Origin of the sequence: Periweissella beninensis (assembly GCF_016908275.1) — a bacterium.
Lineage (GTDB): Bacteria > Bacillota > Bacilli > Lactobacillales > Lactobacillaceae > Periweissella > Periweissella beninensis.
This window is the reverse complement of the sequence record NZ_JAFBDN010000013.1, coordinates 23,072-43,696: the sequence shown is the minus strand read 5'-3', so window position 1 is coordinate 43,696 and position 20,625 is coordinate 23,072. Positions and strand designations below refer to the sequence as shown.

Below are 20,625 nucleotides of genomic sequence, written 5' to 3'. Positions count from 1 at the left end.
AATTTGGGTCTTTTAATGCGAGTGATATTTTGAGATAATTATCCATGGAGATTTCCTTTCTGCTTGGTGGTGGTGGGTTATCTCTTTTTTTACACTTTTTTTAAAAAATGCAAGAAAAAAAGATACCGATTAACATGACGACGTCATGTCTATCAGTACCAAAAAGTGTAGACCCTAAAAAATTGCCTGTCAGTCAGGATTAATGAAAAACAACCCAGCCTTGTGCTAACCGTTCTTTAATATAGAGTCGATTGTAGAAAATAGCAAAGATAAACCCCACAATTGAAAAACCAAAACCAAAGGTTGGGAGCGCAAAGATTAGTTGGAGGGCAAAAATAATCAAGGCATTTTTAAAATCACCACGTAATAGCGCAGGGAAAAAGCCAAAAAACATCGTTGTCCACGAAAAACCGGTTTTAACATTTTCAAAGTTATTATCTTTTTTTAAAGTTATGTACATACTTTACCTCAATAAAATAGTAGTTCTTATTATAGCCTTTGCCGATAAGTAATACAAATTAAAAATTAATTTAAAAATTTAAGCTTTATGTGTTGTCAAACGGTCTAATATACCATATTATTAGGCGTTGGATAATTATATAAGGATATTGGATAGTGCCATGAATAAAAGAGTTTTTTTAGAATATTTTACAAAAATTATTGTGTTAATTGGAACAGCGATTATAGAAGCGGTCGCTTTGAATGAATTTTTAATTCCAAATAATATCTTCTCCGGTGGCTTTAATGGGGTGGCACAACTGTCATCGTGGGCTGCTGAAACCTTGTTAAATGTGCATATTTCGACAGGGATCTTTATCTTAACCTTAAATGTCCCCATTGCGTTAATTGGTTGGTTAAAAATTGGCCCCCAATTTACGGTTTTTAGTTTTATCAATTCATTTTTAACATCAATTTTAACGTTAATTTTGCCGATATCACAGGTCGCCAATAATTCTCTTTTAGCGAGTTTATTTGGGGGTGTCTTAGTTGGTGCTGGCTCGGGGCTAACGTTTAAATATGGTTTTTCAACGGGGGGCATGGATATTGTTGCAATGGTCGTCCAAAAAACCACTGGTAAATCAATTGGGAGTATTACGATGTCAATTAACATGGTAATTGTGGCGATTGCGGGCCTTAATATTGGTTGGAATAATGCATTATATACCATCATTGGGATTTATGCTACATCACGTGTAATTGATACCATTCATACGCGCCATCAAAAACTAACCGCGTTTATCGTTACTGATATGGCAGAAGAAGTTATTCGGGCGTTACACGCGGAGTTAATACGTGGAATTACGATTATGCCGTCGCAAGGAGCATACACCCGGCAGGAATCAAAAACATTAATGATGGTTATTTCTAGATATGAATTATACCAAATGGAACATATTGTGAAGGAAATTGATCATGATGCCTTTATTAACTTAGTGAACACGGTTAATTTATCAGGTAATTTCTGGGATGAAGATGCGCAACAACAAATTCGTAAAAATGTTCAAGTCAATGGTATTAAACAATAAAAAAGGGTATAATTAAGTGACTATTTTCAATAATTATACTAAGTTGAGGTACTAAGGTATGCCATTTGTTCATATTGAGTTAGTTGCTGGTCGTTCACAAGATGCAATCAAGAAGATGGTTCAAGATGTTACCAATGCGGTGGTTACAAACACTGGGGCACCTGCAGAACATGTTCACGTGATTGTTAACGAAATGCCAAAAGATCGTTATGGCGTTGCTGGGGTTTTAAAAAGCGACGAAGATTAGCAAATTTAAAAAAGCTGTAACAAAACTGTGGTTTTGTTACAGCTTTTTGTTTTATACTTATAGATATCTACTAATAATTTTAATTAAATTACTATAAAATTAAACTATATTAAGACCATCACGAAATTTTCAGATTACTATTTTAAAGTGTAAAGTAAAGGAAAATAAAATGACAGACGAACAATATATTATGTCAATTGATCAAGGAACAACAAGTACACGTGCCATTATTTTTAATAAGCAAGGATCAATTGTTAAAGTAGCACAACGTGAATTTTCACAAATTTTCCCCAAAGCAGGGTGGGTTGAACATGATGCCAATCTAATTTGGGAAACCGTGCAACAAGTGATTGCAGACGTGTTAATTCAGGCAAATATTAAACCATATAAAATTGCGGGCATTGGCATTACCAACCAACGTGAGACAACGGTAATTTGGGATCGGATTACCGGGGAACCTGTTTATAATGCGATTGTTTGGCAGTCAAAACAAACGGCCCCTATTGCTGATGAGCTAAAAAAGGCAGGCTATACAGCACTAATTCATAAAAAAACGGGCTTAGTAATCGATTCCTATTTTAGTGCAACCAAAATTATGTGGATTTTAGATAATGTCGCCGGGGCTCGGCAACGGGCTGAACAGGGTGAGTTAATGTTTGGGACGATTGATACTTGGCTTTTATATAAATTGACCAATGGCCGCGTGCATGCCACTGATTATTCAAATGCCAGTCGGACCATGTTATATAATATTAACGACTTAACTTGGGATGAAGAATTACTTACACTATTAAAAATTCCCAAGAGTTTGTTACCAGAAGTGAAACCATCATCGGGACAATTTGGGTACACCCAAGACTATGGCTTTTATGGAATTAAAGTACCAATAACCGGAATTGCTGGTGATCAGCAAGCCGCCTTATTTGGCCAAACTGCTTTTGAACCGGGTATGGTAAAAAATACTTATGGTACGGGAGCCTTTATTGTGATGAATACTGGTGATAAACCAAAATTTTCTGACAACGGCCTGCTAACGACCATTGCCTATGGATTGGACGGTAAAGTTAATTATGCCCTTGAGGGGAGTATCTTTGTAGCTGGCTCAGCAATTCAATGGTTGCGGGACGGGATGCAGTTAATTGAACATGCTAGTGATACCCAAGCCATGGCGCAAGCAGCTAAGGAATTAGATAATGTCTATGTAGTGCCAGCCTTTACCGGTCTGGGAGCCCCATATTGGGATCAAGATATGCGTGGTGCCGTCTTTGGATTGACACGTGGGACAACCCATAATCAATTTGTGCGGGCAACGATTGATGCGCTAGCATATCAAACCCGCGATGTGGTTGATACGATGGTTAAAGATACCGCCTTGCCAATCAAAGCATTGGCGGTTGATGGTGGTGCATCAAATAATGATTACTTAATGCAATTTCAAGCTGATATTTTAGATACAACAATTAAACGGCCTGTTGTAACTGAAACAACGGCATTAGGGGTGGCTTTTTTGGCGGGCCTAGCAGTTGGTTTTTGGAAAGATCAAGCTGAAGTCCAAAAATTATGGCAATTACGCGATGAATTTAACCCGACAATGCCTGCTGTGCAACGGAATAAGGCTTATGCTGGTTGGCAATTAGCAGTTAAAGCTGCCCAAGCTTTTAAAAATTAAACATGTAATTATGCTGTTAGTAGCGCTTACATGGACGGTAGAAATAGACAAAAGCCTGAATTTTCACAAAAATTCAGGCTTATTTGCATTAATTTATGATTATATAAAGATATCAAGCATAATAATTGACTAATCATTAAACTTAATGGTATATTATAAAAAATATGTTAGCTAACTATTTGATATATTATTTGTACTTTTTAGGCAACTAAAAAATACTCAGTAGAGGGGGGTGAGTATGTGCGCAAATGGCAAAAGTGGTTAATTAGTATTATCTTAATTGTATTAGCAATTCCATCGTTAATCTTAGTATGGCCAACTCAACTAAGAAGTGTTGCTAGAGCAATAAATGAGGGTTTTACGCAGTTAAATATCACACCAATTCCGTGGTTGGAGGTTAGCTATTGGGTTGGTGTCGCTGTCTTGGTTATTTGTTTCCTAGCAATCATTTATGTAATTCTAATCCCACGTTACCGTCATAATGTTTTATTACATCAAGATGGCCAAGGCGAATTAGAGTTGAGCGAACAAAGTATCGTCAATTATGTTGGAACAGTGCTAGCTAGTCATGGGATTGGCGATCCAGATGTAAAAGTACGAGCTACCAAACATAAATTGCGGGTTCAAGCGCTTGGATATACTAGTCATAAAGAACAACTAGAGAAACATTTAGCTCCTATTACAGGTGAGCTTGATACAAAACTGAAAGAGTTGATTGGTGATGATAAATTAACCGTTGTTAGTACTTTAACAATTCATCAACGCGATCGGAAAAAGATTAAGTCGCCACGGGTAGTATAACTGAAATAGGAGGTGAGGCTGAATGGACAACTGGCGTAAGTCGCCACCATTAATCGGCGTCGGAATTGGTGCGGTGCTTGCAATCTTACTACTATTAGTAGGTTTTTGGAAGACCGTCTTGATTCTAATACTGGCGGGTGGTGGTTGGTACATTGGTAATTTTATGGAAAAAAATGATTTATCAATTAAACAACTGTTCCAAATTATAAAAACAATGTTAAGTCGTTAATAAGCTAATTCACAGGGGGAAATAATTTATGGTAACTATTAATAACACTACAACTAAAAAAGAAGACACAACTAAACAAATCAAGGGTGAACTTTCATATGATGATAAGGTAATTCAAAAAATTGTGGGTATTTCACTCGAAGGCACACAAGGTTTGCTCAGTATCGATGGTGGATTAATCTCAAATATTAAAAATAAATTAGTTAACTCAGATAATCCAACTGAAGGTGTTGATGTTGAGGTTGGAAAAGAACAAGTTGCTGTTGATTTAAATATTGTGGCTGAATATGGTGCTGACATTCGTAAATTATACGATGAAATTAAGGCAACAATTGCGAAACAGGTTGAAAAGATGACAGGTTTAAATGTTGTTGAAACGAACGTCCGCGTAGTAGACATTCAAAGTAAAACAGAATTTGAAGAAGGTAATGTTTCCCTACAAGATCGGGCTGGTGATTTAGGCAATAGTGTTAAAAATGCGACATCAAACGGCGTGAAGAAAGTGCAAAATACTGTAAGTAGTGACGATGATGATAAAGCATCACGTGTAAAATAAGCACGATTTGTTGTTCGTAATCAAACTGAATTAAAAATTAAATGAGTTAATTGTAAGTGTAATTAGCTCAAAATTTAAAAAATAAGGATGGCACATCTATTGTTAGCGTTATTTGCTACCAAAAAATCATTAGTGCTTAATCCTAAAGAAGAGCTGGATTGAAGTGAAAATCGAGCTCTTTTTTTGTGCTTAGGCACGGTTGGTTCCGTTTGCGCGGCCCCTGTGTTCTGGAGACTAAGCACCTAAATAAGTAGCGGATTATGGGATGTAAGTTTGAAAACGTTTTCAGAAAGCGCTATAATTAGGCTGGAAACAACATAGGAGGCAGATTATGCAAAGCGAGCCATTATTTTTAGAAAGTGTTTTACATGAAAAAATTTGGGGTGGGACAAAATTAAAAACTGATTTTGGTTTTAAAATTCCTAGTGAACATACGGGCGAAGCATGGTTGATTTCGGGTCATAAAAATGGAGTTGTGACGGTTAAAAACGGTCCATTTGCCGGCCTTAGTTTAGCTCAAGTATGGCAACAACAGCCACAATTATTTGAAAATAATGATGCGACCCAGCCGTTTCCCTTATTAGTTAAAATTCTCGATGCGAGAGCAGATTTATCAGTACAGGTTCATCCGAATGATGCATATGCCAAAGTACATGCACATGATTTGGGCAAAACAGAGTGTTGGTACATTTTAGCAGCGGAACCAGGGGCTAAATTGTATTATGGGCATACTGCTAAAACGCAAGCAGAGTTTGATGAAATGCTTGATCAGCATGCTTGGCAAAAGTTGTTTAGGACGGTGGCCGTTAAAGCCGGTGATTTTGTTTATGTGCCCGCTGGGACACTCCACGCCTTAGGAGCAGGAATCCTAGCATTGGAAACGCAACAAAGCTCGGATGTAACGTATCGAGTCTATGATTTTGACCGCGTTGATGAGACTACTAACACAAAACGAGCTTTGCATTTAGCGGATGCCAAAGCGGTCACGACAATTCCAGCACCACCAGCTGAAATAATTAATACCCAGGATAATCACCAAAATATATTACCCCTAGCCCATGAAAAATATTTTGATGTGTTTCACTGGTTAATTACCGATAGTTATGCTTTTAAAAAGCAAGCACCATACACATTAGTTACTATTATTGCTGGGGCAGGTAAATTGATAATTGGTAATAACACGTATTCCTTAACTAAGGGGGTCTCCTTTATTTTACCGGCTAATATCACCACATGGCGAATTGAAACAACAACTAAAATTGAGGCCATTGCGTCAAATGCTAATCAATAGTCATTAGCAAGACACTATGCGTAGGTGGCGGTATCTTTATTACTGATGAATTGGTGAAGATGATCTACGACACGTGGCTGATTCATTGTAAAAATATGAAAATTAGTAATGCCTGCTTGCATTAGGGTCGTAATTTGCTGATCAATAAAATCATTACTAATTGTTTGACAGCATGCAGCATCATTTTGATGGATTAGCAATGCGTTTTTTAACGACTCTGGTAGCGCAATTTGCAATTTATTAGTCACAATTTCAATTTGTTCAGGGGTTGTTATCGGCATTAAACCAGCGGTTAGTGCCAACTGCTGGTTTTTCATTTGTTGTGCTAAATTAAGAGCCGGTGCATTTTCGAAAAAAACTTGTGAAAGAAAAGCGTGCGCACCGTGCTTTTTTTTATCTAGTAAGGTGTTAAGGTGGCGCGTATTAGCAGCTACCGTTTGTTGGGGATGACAGGCACCATAAGTGTGGGCCGTCGGATAATTAGTCTGCATATACTTAAACAAAGCTAAGGAATCTGTAAAATGTGTCGGGTGGTTATTTTGATCACCACTAATGATTAAAAAGTCATTAATCTTAAGTTGCGCACAGTGAGCCATAATACGATCAATATCTTGGCGAGTAAAGCACGTAGCTGGCAGATGGAGCATTGTTGGTAAGTTATATGCTTGCATAAAGTTAGCTAATACTAAGCTAGTAGCAAAAAAGGAACGTGCATGATTACTGTATGCAATACTAACATATTTAGGTTTAAGAACCGTTAAACGTGTTAAGAGATCATGCATGGCTAACCAATCAATGGGATCAGTCGGATAAATTTCAAAAGAGAGATTAATTAGTGAAGATCTAAGCGGCATTAGGGCTCCTTTCGAGAGCAATAGTTTTCTTTGATTATAACGTAAATAAACTAAGAAAAGGCTTGACTTTAGTTAAAAATAGATTAGAATGATTAATAACAAATAAAAAAGAGGTATGAAAAATGCAAATTAAAACGACAGCAACAATTAAACAAGCGTTTTATTTCTGGTTCTTTTCGGTCAAGTCCGTATAGAATCAGTGCATTTTTTGCGAGATTCACGGGCGTTTAACATCCGTGAATCTTGTCATATCATTTAGATGAAACTAATGACGGGACCCGGATGTTATCCTAACATCCGGGTTCTTTTTTATTAAATTAAAAACGAGGAAACGATTATGCCAAATACGAAAACAGCACTACTTAAGCAATTAAATACAAATCTTACCAAAATTGAACCAAGTGAAATTAGAGCTTTTGATAATGAAGTAAGTCAAATTAAAGATATTGTTAAATTAACCTTAGGTGAACCAGATTTTGCGGTGCCAACGGTCGTTAAGCAAGCTGCCATTACTAGTATTGAAGCAGACGACTCACATTATGCGCCCGGCAACGGCACAGTCGCATTACGCCAAGCGGCCAGTGATTTTTTAGCTGATCGGTATCAGTTAAACTATGCGGCTAATAATGAAATCGTTATTACCATTGGTGCGACTGAAGCGATTTATGCCACAATTGCGACGGTGCTTAATCCGGGGGATGAAATTATCATTCCCACACCGATATTCCCATTCTATGAAGCTATTACAAACATGTTGGGCGGGCAACCGGTATTGATTGATACCAGTGCAACCGAATTTAAATTAACTAAAGCGGCTTTAACTCAAGTAATTGCAGAGCATCCCCATGCCAAAGCAATTGTCTTAAATTACCCATCGAATCCAACTGGGGTAACCTACAGTGCAGCTGAATTACAGCAATTAGCGACCGTTTTGGCGACAACCGATTTAGTAGTCATTGCCGATGAAATTTATTCAGAATTAGTTTATGATGGTCAGCATGCTTCAATTGCCCAGTTTTTACCTGAACAAACATTACTCCTTAATGGGGTTTCAAAATCACATGCGATGACAGGTTATCGCATAGGCTTTATTGCGGGCCCAGCCGCATTGATGCAAAGGGTGGGGATGGTTCATCAAATGACGGTTACGGCCCCATCAAATCCAGCCATGGCTGCCGCTGTTGTCGCTTTAGGAACACCAGCCGGTAAAGATGCAACCTTAGCAATGAAAACTGCTTATCAGCAACGGCGTGATTTTATCGTGACAGCACTAACTGAGTTAAACTTTACCGTTGCCAAACCCAATGGCGCCTTTTATGTCTTTGCCAAACTTCCCACTAACTTGGAACAAGATGATCGTAAATTTGCGCGTAGCTTAGCCTATGATGGACTAGTAGCGGTCGTGCCAGGAGCTGCCTTTGGCTTGGGGGGCGCGGGCTATATTCGCATTAGTTATGCCAATAGTTTAGCTAATCTGGAATTAGCGATGCAGCGGTTAGCCAACTATCTTAAACAGTTAGGAGCTTAGTATTATGACCAAAATTTTAATGACTAGTGTGCGCGATGATGAACAAGCGGCAATTACCAACTATGCCAAAAGACAGCAAATTGAAATTATGACAGTACCTCAAGCGCTAGAAGAAGTGCTGGAATTGACAAAGGAAGTCGATGGGGTCGTGATGCAACAGCGGCACCCGTTACCACCAGAAAGTTATCAACAATTAGCAGCCAATGGGCTTAAACAACTAACAACCCGGACTGCTGGGTATGACATGATTAATCTTAAATTGGCGCACCAGGTTGGTTTAAAAGTGACGAATGTGCCCGCATATTCACGAAATAGTGTTGCCGAACACGCCTTAATGCAAATTTTTAGAATTTTACGTAAGGCTTATCTGGTTGATGACCGCGTTGGCCGGAATGATTATCAATGGGCTGGTTTACAAGCGAAAGAAATTCATTCAGCCACGATTGGAATCATTGGGGTCGGCCGAATTGGGGGAACCCTAGCCCGGCTATTAGCTAGTTTGGGTGCGCGCGTTTTAGGGTATGACTTGCAACCCCAACCAGCCTTGCAAGATATTGTCACTTATGTTGAAAAAGATGAACTGTTAGCCCAAGCAGATGTCGTGAGTTTACATGTTAATTTGAATCCAACGGCCGTTGATCTCTTAACGGCTACTGATTTTCAAAAAATGAAGGCAACAGCCGGACTGGTGAATGCTAGTCGGGGGCCAGTCGTTAATACCAAAGATCTCCTGACTGCATTAGAAACACAGCAAATTGCTGCAGCGGCCTTGGATACGGTCACTGGGGAAGACTTTATTTTTAATTATGACCATCAAGCCGATGGGTTAAGCAGTCAGCCACTAATTGAAGCACTACATGCACTGCCAAATGTAATCTTAACGCCTCACATTGCATTCTTTACCAATATTGCGGTGCAAAACATGGTTGATTTTGCGCTTGACGATGTTTTAGCCATTTTAAATAATCAGCAACCACAACATGAAATTACAGATACTGGAGTATAAGTTATGAAACAAAAACCGCAGCAGACGTTCCACGATATTATTTTAGCCGTATTAAATGGTAATTCATTTGCCATTGTGGTGGCGTTGATTCCAAGTGCATTATTAAGCCAAATTTTAAAATTTTTACCGCAAACACCACTTGTTAAAAATCTGGAAGTTGTAATTACATTGGCGCAAAGTGCCTTACCATTAGTCGCAGCGTTTGCGGTTGGTATGCTCTTGAAATTTAGTATGCTAGAAATCGGTTCGTTAGCCTTAGCAACGTTTGTAGCGGCAGGCAATACCGTCGCTACGGCAAATGGGTTTACTTTAAGTGGCTCGGGGGTTATTTTAAACATTATTTTAACCACGTTGCTTGGGGCATTAATCACGCCAGTGCTACATCGCGTGCTTGGTCAATTAAAAATGGTGTTTGAGCCATTACTAGTCTTAGTCATCGTGGGCCTGATTGGGCAGCTAACTTTACCGCTTATGCTCAAAATGCAAATCCTAGTTGGTAAATTAGTAAGCGGTGCAACGAATACGCAACCCTTATTAATGGGTGTTTTGCTAGGCGTTTTATTTGCCATTTTGGTAGTTTCACCCTTGTCATCGGTCGGAATTGCCACGGCGATTGGTTTAAGTGGGGTTGGTGCTGGGGCAGCCAATGCGGGGATTGTGGCTTGTTCATTTACATTGGCATTAATCGGGGCATCGGTAAATCCGTTAGGGGTCACGTTAGCCCATTTTATCGGCTCACCCAAAATTCAAATGGCAAACTTACTTGCGCGGCCCAAAATCTTTATTCCGACAAGTATTGCTGCTGGCCTAGCCGGTGGGGTCGCTAGTTTATTGACAATGCACGGGACGGCCTTCTCAGCTGGTTTTGGTTTTTCCGGTTTAATCGGTCCATTAACGGCATGGCAAACTTCACCCGGAAGTTTATTAGGGCTACGGGTGTTAATTACCTTTGTCTTAGTACCAGTTTTACTAGCTTTTATCATGCAATTTATTTTTGTTAAACGGCTTAAGTTGGTCGAACCAGCCGAATTAGCAGTAGCAGAATTATAACATTTCAACCACTAAATTAAGTTGGCCCAGTCAGCCGCTAATTTAGTGGTTTTTTGTGCTGTTAATTATGAGAATTACAAAGTGATTTAGCTATTTTTATGCTACTAAATGTTTAGATAATTGCATACTCAACTAAATTTTGTATAATTATTCAATTTAAGCGAATTAAGATTGTTTTATTAAAATTGGGTGATAAACTAAACGCAACAATGATTTAACTTGCAGGAGGAACATTAATGACAAATGTATTAGATATTCAGGGACTACAAAAAACATATGGGACAAATGATGTTATTAAAGATATTACCCAAACAGTTACCAAGGGCGAAGTAATTGCCGTTTTGGGACCCTCAGGTGCGGGGAAGTCAACTTTTTTACGCTCATTAAATATGTTGGAACAACCCACCGCGGGTGCCGTGATTTTTGAAGGCAAAGATTTGGTGCAATTAAATGATAAGCAACTTGATCATTACCGAACCCGGATGGGGATGGTTTTCCAAAATTTTAATTTATTTCCACATATGACGGTGTTGGAAAATATCAAGTTGGGGCCCATTAAAATTAAGGGGGTGACGGATCAAGCGGCTACGACGTTAGCTAATGATCTCTTAGCCAAAGTGGGCTTGCTGGACAAAGCGCATGTTTATCCCGCCAGTCTATCTGGGGGGCAACAGCAACGGGTCGCGATTGCCCGTGCCTTAGCAATGCAACCAAAAGTTATGCTATTTGATGAACCAACCTCAGCGCTTGATCCCGAAATGGTGGGTGAAGTGTTAAAAGTGATTAAAGACTTGGCCGATGAGGGGATGACCATGGTGGTAGTTACGCATGAAATGGGCTTTGCCCGTGAGGTTGCTACCAAAATTTGGTTTATGGCAGATGGCTATATTCAAGAAAGTGCGACACCAATTGAGTTCTTTAGCGCTCCTAAAACGGAACGGGCGCAAGACTTTTTAGCCAAAATTTTATAAAAGAGACATACGAAAGTAAGTGATGAGATGACAAAAGAAAAATTGATTTTAGCGTATTCTGGGGGCTTGGATACGTCGGTAGCAATTCCGTGGTTAATTGAAAAAAATTATGAAGTGATTGCGGTGATTTTGGATGTTGGCCAAAGTGGTAAAGATATGAAGATGCTACAAGCTAAAGCGCTACAAGTAGGGGCAAGTCAGGCGCTAGTTGTTGAAGCACAGGCTGAATTTGCTCAAAATTATGTGGCGCCAGTAATTCTGGCGAATGCTTTATATGAAGGGGAGTATCCGTTAGTGTCCGCACTATCACGGCCGTTAATTATTAAAAAATTGGTCGAAATTGCCCATAAATTAGCAGCAACAACCATTGCGCATGGGTCGACGGGGAAGGGCAATGATCAAGTCCGGTTTGAGGTCGCAATTCATGCACTCGATCCAAACCTAAAGATTGAAGCCCCAATTCGTGATTTCCACTGGTCACGGGAAGAAGAAATCGACTATGCTAAGGCACATAACGTACCGATTCCGATTGGTAAAGCATCCCCTTATTCAATTGATGAAAATTTGTGGGGGCGCGCTAATGAAGCGGGAATTTTAGAAAACCCTTGGAATGAAGCCCCAGCCGATGCGTTTAGTTTAACGAGTGCACCAGAAGATGCGCCGGAACAACCACGGTTTGTCGAACTAGTTTTCAAACATGGTTTGCCAGTCAAAATGGATGGGGAATCACTCAGTTTAGCAGTCTTAATTACTAAGTTAAATAAAATTGCCGGTGCGCATGGAATTGGGCGGATTGATAAAATTGAAAATCGGCTAGTTGGCATCAAGTCACGGGAAATTTATGAAGCCCCAGCCGCTGCGGTAATTATGGCGGCACATAAAGATCTAGAAGACTTAACCTTAGAACGGGATATTGCCCATTTTAAACCAATGATTGAAAATAAGTTGACGAACTTAATCTATGATGGGCTATGGTTTTCACCATTATTTGATGCGTTAATGGCCTTTATTAACGCTTCACAAGTTGTTGTGAATGGGACCGTTAAAGTTAAGCTATATAAAGGACACGTTTTTGTGGTTGCCCGTAAGTCAATGGAAAACTCATTATATAATGAAGAATTAGCCACTTATACCGCTGCGGATAGTTTTGATCAAATTGCAGCTCAAGGGTTCATTAAGTTATGGAGTCTACCAACAACGGTCTATGAACAAGTTAACCATGTTAATTCCACTAAATTGGAGTTTGATTATGAGTGAAAAACTATGGGGTGGACGGTTTACCCAAGTAGCGGCTGAATGGGTTGATGAATTTGGCGCATCGATTAATTTTGATCAAGCAATGGCGGCTGAAGATATTGAGGGCTCATTAGCCCATGTTAAAATGTTAAAGAAACAAGCAATTATTCCAGCTGAGGATGCCGATACAATTATGCAGGGATTAACAGCCTTAGCCCAAGAACTAGCAGAAAACAAGCTGACATTTACCGTTGCAAATGAAGATATTCATATGAATATTGAAGCGTTATTGACCGCCAAAATTGGTCCCGTAGCTGGTAAACTACACACCGCCCGCTCACGGAATGACCAAGTGGCAACTGATTTTCATTTATGGTTAAAGCACCGCTTGCCCTTAGTTTTAGCGGCAATTGATGATTTACAAGGGACGTTACTGACGCTTGGTAAAAAGCATGTGAAGACGATTATGCCAGGCTATACCCATCTTCAACATGCGCAGCCAATATCGTATGCCCACTATTTATTAGCATATTTTGAAATGTTGCAACGAGATTATGATCGATTTGAATTTAATCAACGGCATACGGATATGTTACCATTGGGAGCGGCCGCGCTAGCTGGCACAACTTTTCCGATTGATCGTGAAGATGTTGCCGCGACCTTAGGCTTTACTGAAATCTATCATAATAGTTTGGACGCGGTTAGTGATCGTGACTTTGCAGTGGAATTTCTAAGTAATGCGGCGATGCTCATGATGCATATTTCCCGCTTGGCCGAGGAAGTTATTTTATGGACAAGTTATGAATTTAATTATTTAAGTTTAAGCGATGATTTTGCAACTGGTTCATCAATTATGCCGCAAAAAAAGAATGCTGACTTTGCAGAATTATCACGGGGAAAAACGGGCCAAGTTTACGGAGCCTTGATGAGCTTGTTAACGACGATGAAGGCTTTACCGTTGGCTTATAATAAGGATATGCAAGAAGATAAAGCCCAGGTTTTTGCGGTGACTGATACGATTTTAGCAGTCTTAAAAATTTTTACACAAATGTTGGCCGAAGCAACCGTCAATACCGAGAAAATGCATAAGAGCGTGTTAAATGATTTTTCGAATGCCACGGAACTAGCTGATTATTTAGCGAAAAAAGGGTTACCATTTCGGCAAGCTCATGCCGTGGTAGGGGAATTAGTCTTAGCTGGTATTAGGAATAAGCAAGCGTTACAAGCGATGTCACTAGCGCAATTACAAGCCCATTGTCCCTTGATTGAACAGGATGTTTATGCTGTATTAGATCCCGAAGTGGCTGTGGCAACACGCACATCATTAGGGGGAACCGCATTTAGGAATATTACCCAAGAATTAGAGCGCGCAGAAAAAATTAAAAACGAGCATGGCATTTCCGCTACTTAATAAGTATTTGCCAGTTACTACTTACTATCCTAGTGGTTGAAGGCAGCTTTGAATAGGGGCTTAATCAGTAAACGGCGCCAAATTACGAATAATGGTAAAAATTCCGCAAATTAGGTATGCTATTGATAGTATAAAGAAGAGGAGTAAGTAAAATGCCATTACTAAAATTTGATTTATTAAAAAGTGGGTGGAGTGATCAAGCAAAAGTAAAAACACTCCTTGATATTGCCTATGCAACAACCTTAGCTGCCTTTAAGGCACCGCAAGGCGATCGCTACCAAATTGTGACGTTACATGCAGATGATGAAATGATTATTGAGGATACGGGCTTAGGCTTTACGCGTTCGCCACAAATGGTGGTCTTATCAATTCGGACGCGCCCCCGCACAACGGCGGAAAAAGAGGTGTTTTATCAGACATTTGTGGCTGAGCTACACCAAAAATTAGGCATCCAACCCAATGACGTAATGATTAATCTCGTTGAAAATACTGATGCTGATTGGAGCTTTGGTGGTGGCCAAGCGCAGTTTTTAACTGGTGCTTTGTAAGTACTAAAAGATATTTTACTAGGTCGTCTTTTTGGTTAAAACATTAATAACTAGCCATGGAGCTAGACTTGACTACTGATTAAGAAGTAGCAGGCCAGCTCTTTTTTGATAGCTTTTTAACTACGATAGGTAGCAGTGCCTAATTGTGTAAGGAACAGCTGGCTAGGGTGGGTTGGTTGTGTTGTGGTTAGATAAATTATATAATTATCGTTATATTAGGATAATTTTAAGGAAAATTTGGGGGATCCATGAGACAAAAACTCGAAAGTATAGGAAATTCAGCACTTAGTTTAATTAGTAGTACGGTTATTATTTTACCGTTTATGATGTTTTTAAAATTAGCCAGTCGGCACACCGTCATTGCGGTATTACCGTTTGTAATATTTTATACTTTTCGCATGACTGGAGTGTTCTTTATTCGGGGTATTCGGACAACGATTAATAGTTATACATTACTGAAACTAGCGATATACTGCGGTTTAATGGGCGCAGTATTTGGTTTATTAGGGTTAGTCGTCCCAGGCTTAGCAAGTATTGCCGGTGGGCTATTAGGGTTAAGTGCAGCGTGGCTACCGATGGCCAATGCAACGATAAATGCATTTAAACAGGAAAATGCATTGGTAAGCTCGAAAAGAAAAGACGCGACTGGCTTATTTTTAATCTTATTAGGGAGTGCCTTGGGATTACCATTGCAGGCTAGCTTGATCGTTTTCTTTTGCGTATATGGCTTAATGTACTTGTGTTCATTATTTGCAATTGCAAAGGTGCGTGATTATAAAATAACATCCCATGAATTAGAGGGTTACTCATATTGGTATCTAAGTTTATTTGGTGGTTTCTTTTGTCTAATTTTTGCGTTGCGGGCTAGTCGCTTACTCGTGAGTGTTGTCCAATTTGATTACTTTTTATATGGGACCTTATTTTTTATATTGTGTGTGCTAGGCTACAAGTTTCTCACAGGTAGTAACCCACAAAGAAAAGTCTCGCGGCAAGTAAGTATGTTAACGCTCGTCAATGGGGCTGTTGGTAACTATTTATTTTTGTTTAGTTCATTATATATTGCTGGTTACTATGGACATCGGCAGCTATTTATGCTGTTTTATCTACCATATGTCTTAGGCTTGTTGTTAGCGTCTAGAGTTGCTAAATTTTTTGACAAGCACACACAACAACAATGGGCTTTAGTGGGAATTGTATTAGGGTTACTTGTCGGAGTTAGCACACCCGTGATGCCAATCGCCATCTTAATAATTAGTCTGTTTAAAGGAGTTCTAAACAAGTCCTTAAATACAGTTTACTTAACTAAGAATACCTTGCCAAAAGATAAACGAATGTGGGTTAAGTACACAATTCAAGGGATTGGGAGCATTTTGAATCAATTTATATTAATGATTATTGGTTCAGTGCTAGTCTTAGAAAGCCAACGATCGATTCAAACCTTTTTTATGCTGACAAGTCAAACGACGGCCACTGCTACAAGCCAGGCTTTGATGCAAGTTTGGAATGTGATTGCAACGGGGATTTTACTATTAATAATTCTTTTATATGGCATTATGACCTATCAGCAAGCAGCAAAGGGAAAGTAGTCTAATAGTAAATTGATTGAAAAGCGTGATACAAATTATTTCAGAAAAATAAAAGTTTTATAATTCTAGTGGTTACAAATTTTAAATATAAATATCTTTTAAGAGGGATTTTTCAAAATTGAAAATATTATATTAACAGGTCTTGCTGTAATGCCAGCGTTAACTATCATTGCTACTACAGATACGTCAGCTACAGTTAGTGCTAGTTCCACTTGGCATAAAGGGACTCCTAAAAAAATACGTGGATCATGGTACTTTAAACAAAACTCTGACTATTTTTATCATACATTTTATAAAAATTCAGATGGTTCAAATTATTTAGCGTATTCAAAACATTATAGAAGATATTATAAGTTGCCATCTCACGGACAATCACATATGAAGTATCAAAAATTATCAAAAAATTTATATCGTTTACGTGGAAAAGATATGACAGGTCATTTTACTTCTTTTAAGGTTAGATATATCAGCAGAAATACAATCAAAATAAATGGAATCAAGGAACATCGTAAATCACCGGTTAAGTTAATTAGTGCACCTAAAGGAATGAAAGGCTAAAAACAGGTTCTTTGTCAAATGGTACGGATAGACTAAATAATTAAATTAATTTATTAAGCAACTAATTCATAATTTGGATTAGTTGCTTTTTTGTAATTTATCGCGTTTTTTAAGACCGAAGAGAATGTCTTAATAACGTGATGTCGTCATGTCTATCAGTACCAAAAAGTGTAGGGCTGAATTTTAAAAAACTAGTCTTATTATGATATAATACGCTAGACTAGCGGAGTACTGATAGTATTATCTTTCGTGTTGCTAAAAAACAGGTAGCAGATGATCCGAGTTACAAAGAAGATGATTTAGCTTATATAGATTATCAAATTTGCCAACAAATGGCAGAAAAGAAATTAGTTTATCAAATTATGGAGAGTTAGTGTACGAAACTACTGATGTAACACTTTTTACTATTGTATCTGTATTTGACTAACCAGCCACAATCAGCAACGGATGAACAGGTGTCTGTGAATGAGCAAAGTGATGTAGAAGCACCTAATCATCCAGACACTGCTAAATCCAAACAATGGTGGCGTTTTGGTAAATAACGATTAATCAATGAAAGTAAATGGAAAATGGCAGAAGATAAATTTGAACAAGCAGTGATTCAAAAACTAGAGAGTGAAGGGTGGGATTATTTACCAGCCTATTCAGGTGTTACCGTTGATAAACTATATCAACACTGGCGCGATATTTTAAACGAAAATAACGCGCATCGTTTAGAAGGAACGCCATTATCAGATAGTGAATTTGACCAAGTGGTTTTGGAACTGAATAAGAATAAGACGACTTATGATGCGCAACTGATGTTAGCTGGCGCTGGTGGTGTTGGGACCATCCCGTTAAATCGTGATGATGGGTCACAACTTGAGTTAGAAATATTTTACGGTGATGAAGTGGCTGGTGGTCGCTCACGTTATGAAATCGTCAATCAAATTACGTTTAATAACCTAACTAATAGTCTTAGTGCCAAACGTCGAATTGATATCATGCTCTTGATTAATGGGTTGCCGGTAGCTCATGTTGAAGAGAAAGATCAGTCCTTACAAAATCAATGGAATGCCTTTGAACAGTTAAAGAAGTATCACAGTGATGGCATGTACACGGGCTTATTTTCATTTGTACAAGTCCAGTTCATCATGTCGCAGAGTTCAGCGTATTATTTTTCACGCCCCAAGAATGTGGAATCCTACAACCATGATTTCGTTTTCTCATGGCGTGATGAGCAAGGCAAGGAAGTGACTGATGCGATGCGCTTTATCCATGAAGTCATGGGTATCCCGGCGTTGCATCGTCTAGTCACCGTGAATATGATTCCGGATGCCTCAAATGATAATGTCATGGTCATGCGTTCTTACCAAATTCAAGCCACTCGTAAAATCCTAGATCGTATTCGGGAAATGAATCAAAATGACTTCGTCGAACGTGAAGGTGGGTATGTTTGGCATACAACTGGGTCAGGAAAGACCGTGACGTCTTTTAAAGTAGCGCAATTATTAGCATCGATGCCGCGTGTACAGGACGTGATTTTCATTGTCGACCGAGTTGATTTAGTGACCCAGACGTTTGAAAACTTTAAATCATTTGCCTATAAGACCTTTGAGAACCGGATTAAGGTTGTGAATGGGCATGAATTAAAGAAGGAACTCAAGCATAATCAAACATCACACATCTACTTAATGACCGTGCAAGGCTTAGATCGGGCGGTCAAGGTGGGACTAGCGTCGCGTAATCGGATGGTGATTTTGATGGATGAAGCACACCGTTCAGCGAGTGGTGATTCAGTGGCCCGAATTAAAAAAGCGTTACCACAGACGACCTGGTTTGGCTTCACGGGGACACCTAACTTCTACAGTGACGAAGTGAATAACGTCAAGACGTCTAAGAAAATATCAACGTTCGATATTTTTGGGCCACGGTTGCATCGCTATAATATCCAAGATGCGATTGGTGATGGAAATGTGTTGGGGTTTGATGTCACCTACTATGAGCCCCATTTTGAAATGGCACAGACAGACAAAATGACCGAATTAGAGCTTGAAAAAGTGGTCTATGCCAGCTTGCCCTTTAGAGAAGCGGTAGTGGACGATATATTGGCTAATTGGGATAAGAATGCCAGTGGGCCGGTCAAGATAGGGGTACGCCAGAAGAATGCCTTCCAAGCTATTCTAGCCGTATCAGGTAAACAAGCAGTGGCCTCTTACTATAATTTATTCAAGCAAAAGGCTCCTGACTTACGAGTGGCGATGACGTACTCACGCGATGAAGATAATGGCGTCGGTGCATCAGATCTGCAACAAGCGTTGAAGCAAGCCATGCAAGACTACATTAAGCGTTATGGCACCCGTAACTTTTTGGAAGACCAAGACTCGGAACGGGCCTATTTGAATGATATGACCAAGCGTATTGCACGTAAGAAGCCCTACAACAAGGGTAATGATGATGATCGCTTGGATTTGATTATTGTGTCGGACCAATTATTGACCGGCTTTGACTCAAAGTATGTCAATATCATTTACATGGACAAAATGATGGCGGAAGGTCCTTTGATTCAAGCCATGTCCCGGACAAATCGAACCATTGATAAAAATGCAAAGCCTTATGGTAAGGTCCGTTTTTACCGTCAAGGGGCGGTGATGGAAGAGAACGTCAAAAATGCCTTGGTCATTTATACAAAAGGGGGCAATGATGTCATTACAGATGTTGCTGAAGTGCCGGATGAATCAGAACAAAAGGAACTCTTTGATACTGGTGTGTTAGCACCAAAGTCAGGTGATCAGATTATCGATTTGAATCCAGATATTGCTCGCTTAAAGACCTTGGCTGGCGATGATTTTTCACAAATTCCGCGTTCTGAAAAGGAACGACTTGAATTTGCGGTAGTGGCAGCTGAAGTTAATGCTAAGGTGCAGCAATTGATGCAACAAGGCTATGCCTTGGGGAATGAAGTCACAACTAGCGACGGGAACCCCATTACACTAGCAATCGGTGATGTTGAACAATTAAGCACGCTGCAAGCGCGTTTGAATGATGTTAATCAGACGCTACCACCAGAAAAACAGATTGATTTGACGAATATTAAGGTCGCCATTCAGTCTTATGCCAGTGAGATCATTAATTATGACAAATTAGTCGAACTATTGAATGTCTATATTGACGAGACGACTCCGGACAATCGTGCTGCAGTTGAAGAGCATGTTAATCCCTTAGACCAAAAGAATCGTGATGAAATCACGGAAGTCTTGGATGGCATTGAACAAGGGACATATAAGGAACACTTTGATACTGAAACCCTAACCCATGTACGAAAGACGATTCGAACGGCACAACAAGAACTCATGATTTATAAGTGGGCAGCGGACCATAACTATAATGGCAATGACATCTTGAGCGCTTATAACTTATACCGACCAGGGATCTCATTAGTGGATAATCCACAATTAAGTCACTACATCGAAGAGATCGAAGATAAATTAGCTATTAGTTTCTTCGAAATCGCTGATTTTGAAGAAGCCTTACTGGCATACTTTTCAGATATTACAAACTAATAAAGAAGGAATTTAA

Annotated in this window: 20 protein-coding genes; 18 read left to right on the top strand and 2 right to left on the bottom strand. The window is 39.3% G+C overall.

Annotation, left to right across the window (positions count from 1 at the left end):
* Window positions 1-199: 199 nt before the first annotated feature.
* Window positions 200-460 carry a DUF2628 domain-containing protein gene (locus JOC59_RS06045; protein WP_205143908.1) on the bottom strand — a complete coding sequence of 87 codons (261 nt, stop codon included), beginning with the start codon at window positions 458-460 and terminating at the stop codon, window positions 200-202.
* A 160-nt stretch (window positions 461-620) separates the two neighbouring features.
* Here JOC59_RS06045 and JOC59_RS06040 point away from each other — a divergent pair, with 160 nt between their 5' ends.
* From JOC59_RS06040 to manA, 7 genes are all read left to right on the top strand, one after another.
* On the top strand, window positions 621-1,526 hold the full coding sequence (locus JOC59_RS06040) for a YitT family protein (RefSeq protein WP_205143907.1): 906 nt from the start codon (window positions 621-623) through the stop codon (window positions 1,524-1,526).
* 58 nt (window positions 1,527-1,584) lie between these two features.
* Window positions 1,585-1,773, top strand: a complete 189-nt coding sequence (locus tag JOC59_RS06035) for a 2-hydroxymuconate tautomerase (protein WP_205143906.1) — start codon at window positions 1,585-1,587, stop codon at window positions 1,771-1,773.
* Between the two features lie 169 nt (window positions 1,774-1,942).
* Window positions 1,943-3,442, top strand: coding sequence for a glycerol kinase GlpK (gene glpK, locus JOC59_RS06030; protein ID WP_205143905.1), 1,500 nt, complete (start codon window positions 1,943-1,945; stop codon window positions 3,440-3,442).
* 240 nt (window positions 3,443-3,682) lie between these two features.
* Window positions 3,683-4,243, top strand: a complete 561-nt coding sequence (gene amaP / locus JOC59_RS06025; RefSeq protein ID WP_205143904.1) for an alkaline shock response membrane anchor protein AmaP — start codon at window positions 3,683-3,685, stop codon at window positions 4,241-4,243.
* A gap of 22 nt (window positions 4,244-4,265) precedes the next feature.
* Window positions 4,266-4,472 carry a DUF2273 domain-containing protein gene (locus JOC59_RS06020; RefSeq protein ID WP_205143903.1) on the top strand — a complete coding sequence of 69 codons (207 nt, stop codon included), beginning with the start codon at window positions 4,266-4,268 and terminating at the stop codon, window positions 4,470-4,472.
* A gap of 28 nt (window positions 4,473-4,500) precedes the next feature.
* Window positions 4,501-5,028: an Asp23/Gls24 family envelope stress response protein gene (locus tag JOC59_RS06015; protein ID WP_205143902.1), complete on the top strand. Its 528-nt coding sequence runs from the start codon at window positions 4,501-4,503 to the stop codon at window positions 5,026-5,028.
* A gap of 331 nt (window positions 5,029-5,359) precedes the next feature.
* Window positions 5,360-6,319 (top strand): mannose-6-phosphate isomerase, class I, encoded by a 960-nt coding sequence (gene manA / locus JOC59_RS06010; RefSeq protein ID WP_205143901.1) that lies wholly within the window; start codon window positions 5,360-5,362, stop codon window positions 6,317-6,319.
* Between the two features lie 14 nt (window positions 6,320-6,333).
* Here manA and JOC59_RS06005 read toward each other — a convergent pair whose 3' ends face one another.
* Window positions 6,334-7,173: a methylenetetrahydrofolate reductase gene (locus JOC59_RS06005; protein WP_205143900.1), complete on the bottom strand. Its 840-nt coding sequence runs from the start codon at window positions 7,171-7,173 to the stop codon at window positions 6,334-6,336.
* Window positions 7,174-7,510: 337 nt separating this feature from the next.
* Here JOC59_RS06005 and JOC59_RS06000 point away from each other — a divergent pair, with 337 nt between their 5' ends.
* The 11 genes from JOC59_RS06000 (at window position 7,511) to JOC59_RS05955 (ending at window position 20,609) form a co-directional block, all read left to right on the top strand.
* Window positions 7,511-8,701 carry an aminotransferase class I/II-fold pyridoxal phosphate-dependent enzyme gene (locus JOC59_RS06000; RefSeq protein WP_205143899.1) on the top strand — a complete coding sequence of 397 codons (1,191 nt, stop codon included), beginning with the start codon at window positions 7,511-7,513 and terminating at the stop codon, window positions 8,699-8,701.
* Window positions 8,702-8,705: 4 nt separating this feature from the next.
* Complete coding sequence (locus tag JOC59_RS05995) at window positions 8,706-9,707, top strand: NAD(P)-dependent oxidoreductase (protein WP_205143898.1); 1,002 nt, start codon at window positions 8,706-8,708, stop codon at window positions 9,705-9,707.
* Window positions 9,708-9,710: 3 nt separating this feature from the next.
* A complete protein-coding gene (locus JOC59_RS05990) occupies window positions 9,711-10,757 on the top strand; it encodes a PTS sugar transporter subunit IIC (RefSeq protein ID WP_205143897.1) in 1,047 nt (348 codons plus the stop codon).
* 236 nt (window positions 10,758-10,993) lie between these two features.
* On the top strand, window positions 10,994-11,728 hold the full coding sequence (locus tag JOC59_RS05985) for an amino acid ABC transporter ATP-binding protein (protein WP_205143896.1): 735 nt from the start codon (window positions 10,994-10,996) through the stop codon (window positions 11,726-11,728).
* A 27-nt stretch (window positions 11,729-11,755) separates the two neighbouring features.
* Window positions 11,756-12,985: an argininosuccinate synthase gene (locus JOC59_RS05980; RefSeq protein ID WP_205143895.1), complete on the top strand. Its 1,230-nt coding sequence runs from the start codon at window positions 11,756-11,758 to the stop codon at window positions 12,983-12,985.
* A complete protein-coding gene (gene argH / locus JOC59_RS05975; RefSeq protein WP_205143894.1) occupies window positions 12,978-14,375 on the top strand; it encodes an argininosuccinate lyase in 1,398 nt (465 codons plus the stop codon). Before JOC59_RS05980 ends, argH begins: the two co-directional genes overlap by 8 nt.
* Before the next feature lie 152 nt (window positions 14,376-14,527).
* Entirely contained in the window at window positions 14,528-14,923 is a 396-nt protein-coding gene (locus tag JOC59_RS05970; protein WP_205143893.1) for a tautomerase family protein, read from the top strand.
* Window positions 14,924-15,171: 248 nt separating this feature from the next.
* Window positions 15,172-16,509, top strand: coding sequence for a hypothetical protein (locus JOC59_RS05965; RefSeq protein ID WP_205143892.1), 1,338 nt, complete (start codon window positions 15,172-15,174; stop codon window positions 16,507-16,509).
* A gap of 150 nt (window positions 16,510-16,659) precedes the next feature.
* Window positions 16,660-17,067, top strand: a complete 408-nt coding sequence (locus JOC59_RS05960) for a hypothetical protein (RefSeq protein WP_205143891.1) — start codon at window positions 16,660-16,662, stop codon at window positions 17,065-17,067.
* A 419-nt stretch (window positions 17,068-17,486) separates the two neighbouring features.
* Window positions 17,487-17,609, top strand: coding sequence for a hypothetical protein (locus tag JOC59_RS09430; RefSeq protein ID WP_275588315.1), 123 nt, complete (start codon window positions 17,487-17,489; stop codon window positions 17,607-17,609).
* A 27-nt stretch (window positions 17,610-17,636) separates the two neighbouring features.
* Window positions 17,637-20,609: a type I restriction endonuclease subunit R gene (locus JOC59_RS05955; protein ID WP_205143890.1), complete on the top strand. Its 2,973-nt coding sequence runs from the start codon at window positions 17,637-17,639 to the stop codon at window positions 20,607-20,609.
* Window positions 20,610-20,625: the final 16 nt, after the last annotated feature.

Coding starts and splice junctions, on each gene's coding strand:
- JOC59_RS06045 (WP_205143908.1), bottom strand. CDS start 460: ATGTACATAACTTTAAAAAAAGATAATAACTTTGAAAATGTTAAAACC.
- JOC59_RS06040 (WP_205143907.1), top strand. CDS start 621: ATGAATAAAAGAGTTTTTTTAGAATATTTTACAAAAATTATTGTGTTA.
- JOC59_RS06035 (WP_205143906.1), top strand. CDS start 1,585: ATGCCATTTGTTCATATTGAGTTAGTTGCTGGTCGTTCACAAGATGCA.
- glpK (WP_205143905.1), top strand. CDS start 1,943: ATGACAGACGAACAATATATTATGTCAATTGATCAAGGAACAACAAGT.
- JOC59_RS06020 (WP_205143903.1), top strand. CDS start 4,266: ATGGACAACTGGCGTAAGTCGCCACCATTAATCGGCGTCGGAATTGGT.
- JOC59_RS06015 (WP_205143902.1), top strand. CDS start 4,501: ATGGTAACTATTAATAACACTACAACTAAAAAAGAAGACACAACTAAA.
- manA (WP_205143901.1), top strand. CDS start 5,360: ATGCAAAGCGAGCCATTATTTTTAGAAAGTGTTTTACATGAAAAAATT.
- JOC59_RS06005 (WP_205143900.1), bottom strand. CDS start 7,173: ATGCCGCTTAGATCTTCACTAATTAATCTCTCTTTTGAAATTTATCCG.
- JOC59_RS06000 (WP_205143899.1), top strand. CDS start 7,511: ATGCCAAATACGAAAACAGCACTACTTAAGCAATTAAATACAAATCTT.
- JOC59_RS05995 (WP_205143898.1), top strand. CDS start 8,706: ATGACCAAAATTTTAATGACTAGTGTGCGCGATGATGAACAAGCGGCA.
- JOC59_RS05990 (WP_205143897.1), top strand. CDS start 9,711: ATGAAACAAAAACCGCAGCAGACGTTCCACGATATTATTTTAGCCGTA.
- JOC59_RS05985 (WP_205143896.1), top strand. CDS start 10,994: ATGACAAATGTATTAGATATTCAGGGACTACAAAAAACATATGGGACA.
- JOC59_RS05980 (WP_205143895.1), top strand. CDS start 11,756: ATGACAAAAGAAAAATTGATTTTAGCGTATTCTGGGGGCTTGGATACG.
- argH (WP_205143894.1), top strand. CDS start 12,978: ATGAGTGAAAAACTATGGGGTGGACGGTTTACCCAAGTAGCGGCTGAA.
- JOC59_RS05970 (WP_205143893.1), top strand. CDS start 14,528: ATGCCATTACTAAAATTTGATTTATTAAAAAGTGGGTGGAGTGATCAA.
- JOC59_RS05965 (WP_205143892.1), top strand. CDS start 15,172: ATGAGACAAAAACTCGAAAGTATAGGAAATTCAGCACTTAGTTTAATT.
- JOC59_RS05960 (WP_205143891.1), top strand. CDS start 16,660: ATGCCAGCGTTAACTATCATTGCTACTACAGATACGTCAGCTACAGTT.
- JOC59_RS05955 (WP_205143890.1), top strand. CDS start 17,637: ATGGCAGAAGATAAATTTGAACAAGCAGTGATTCAAAAACTAGAGAGT.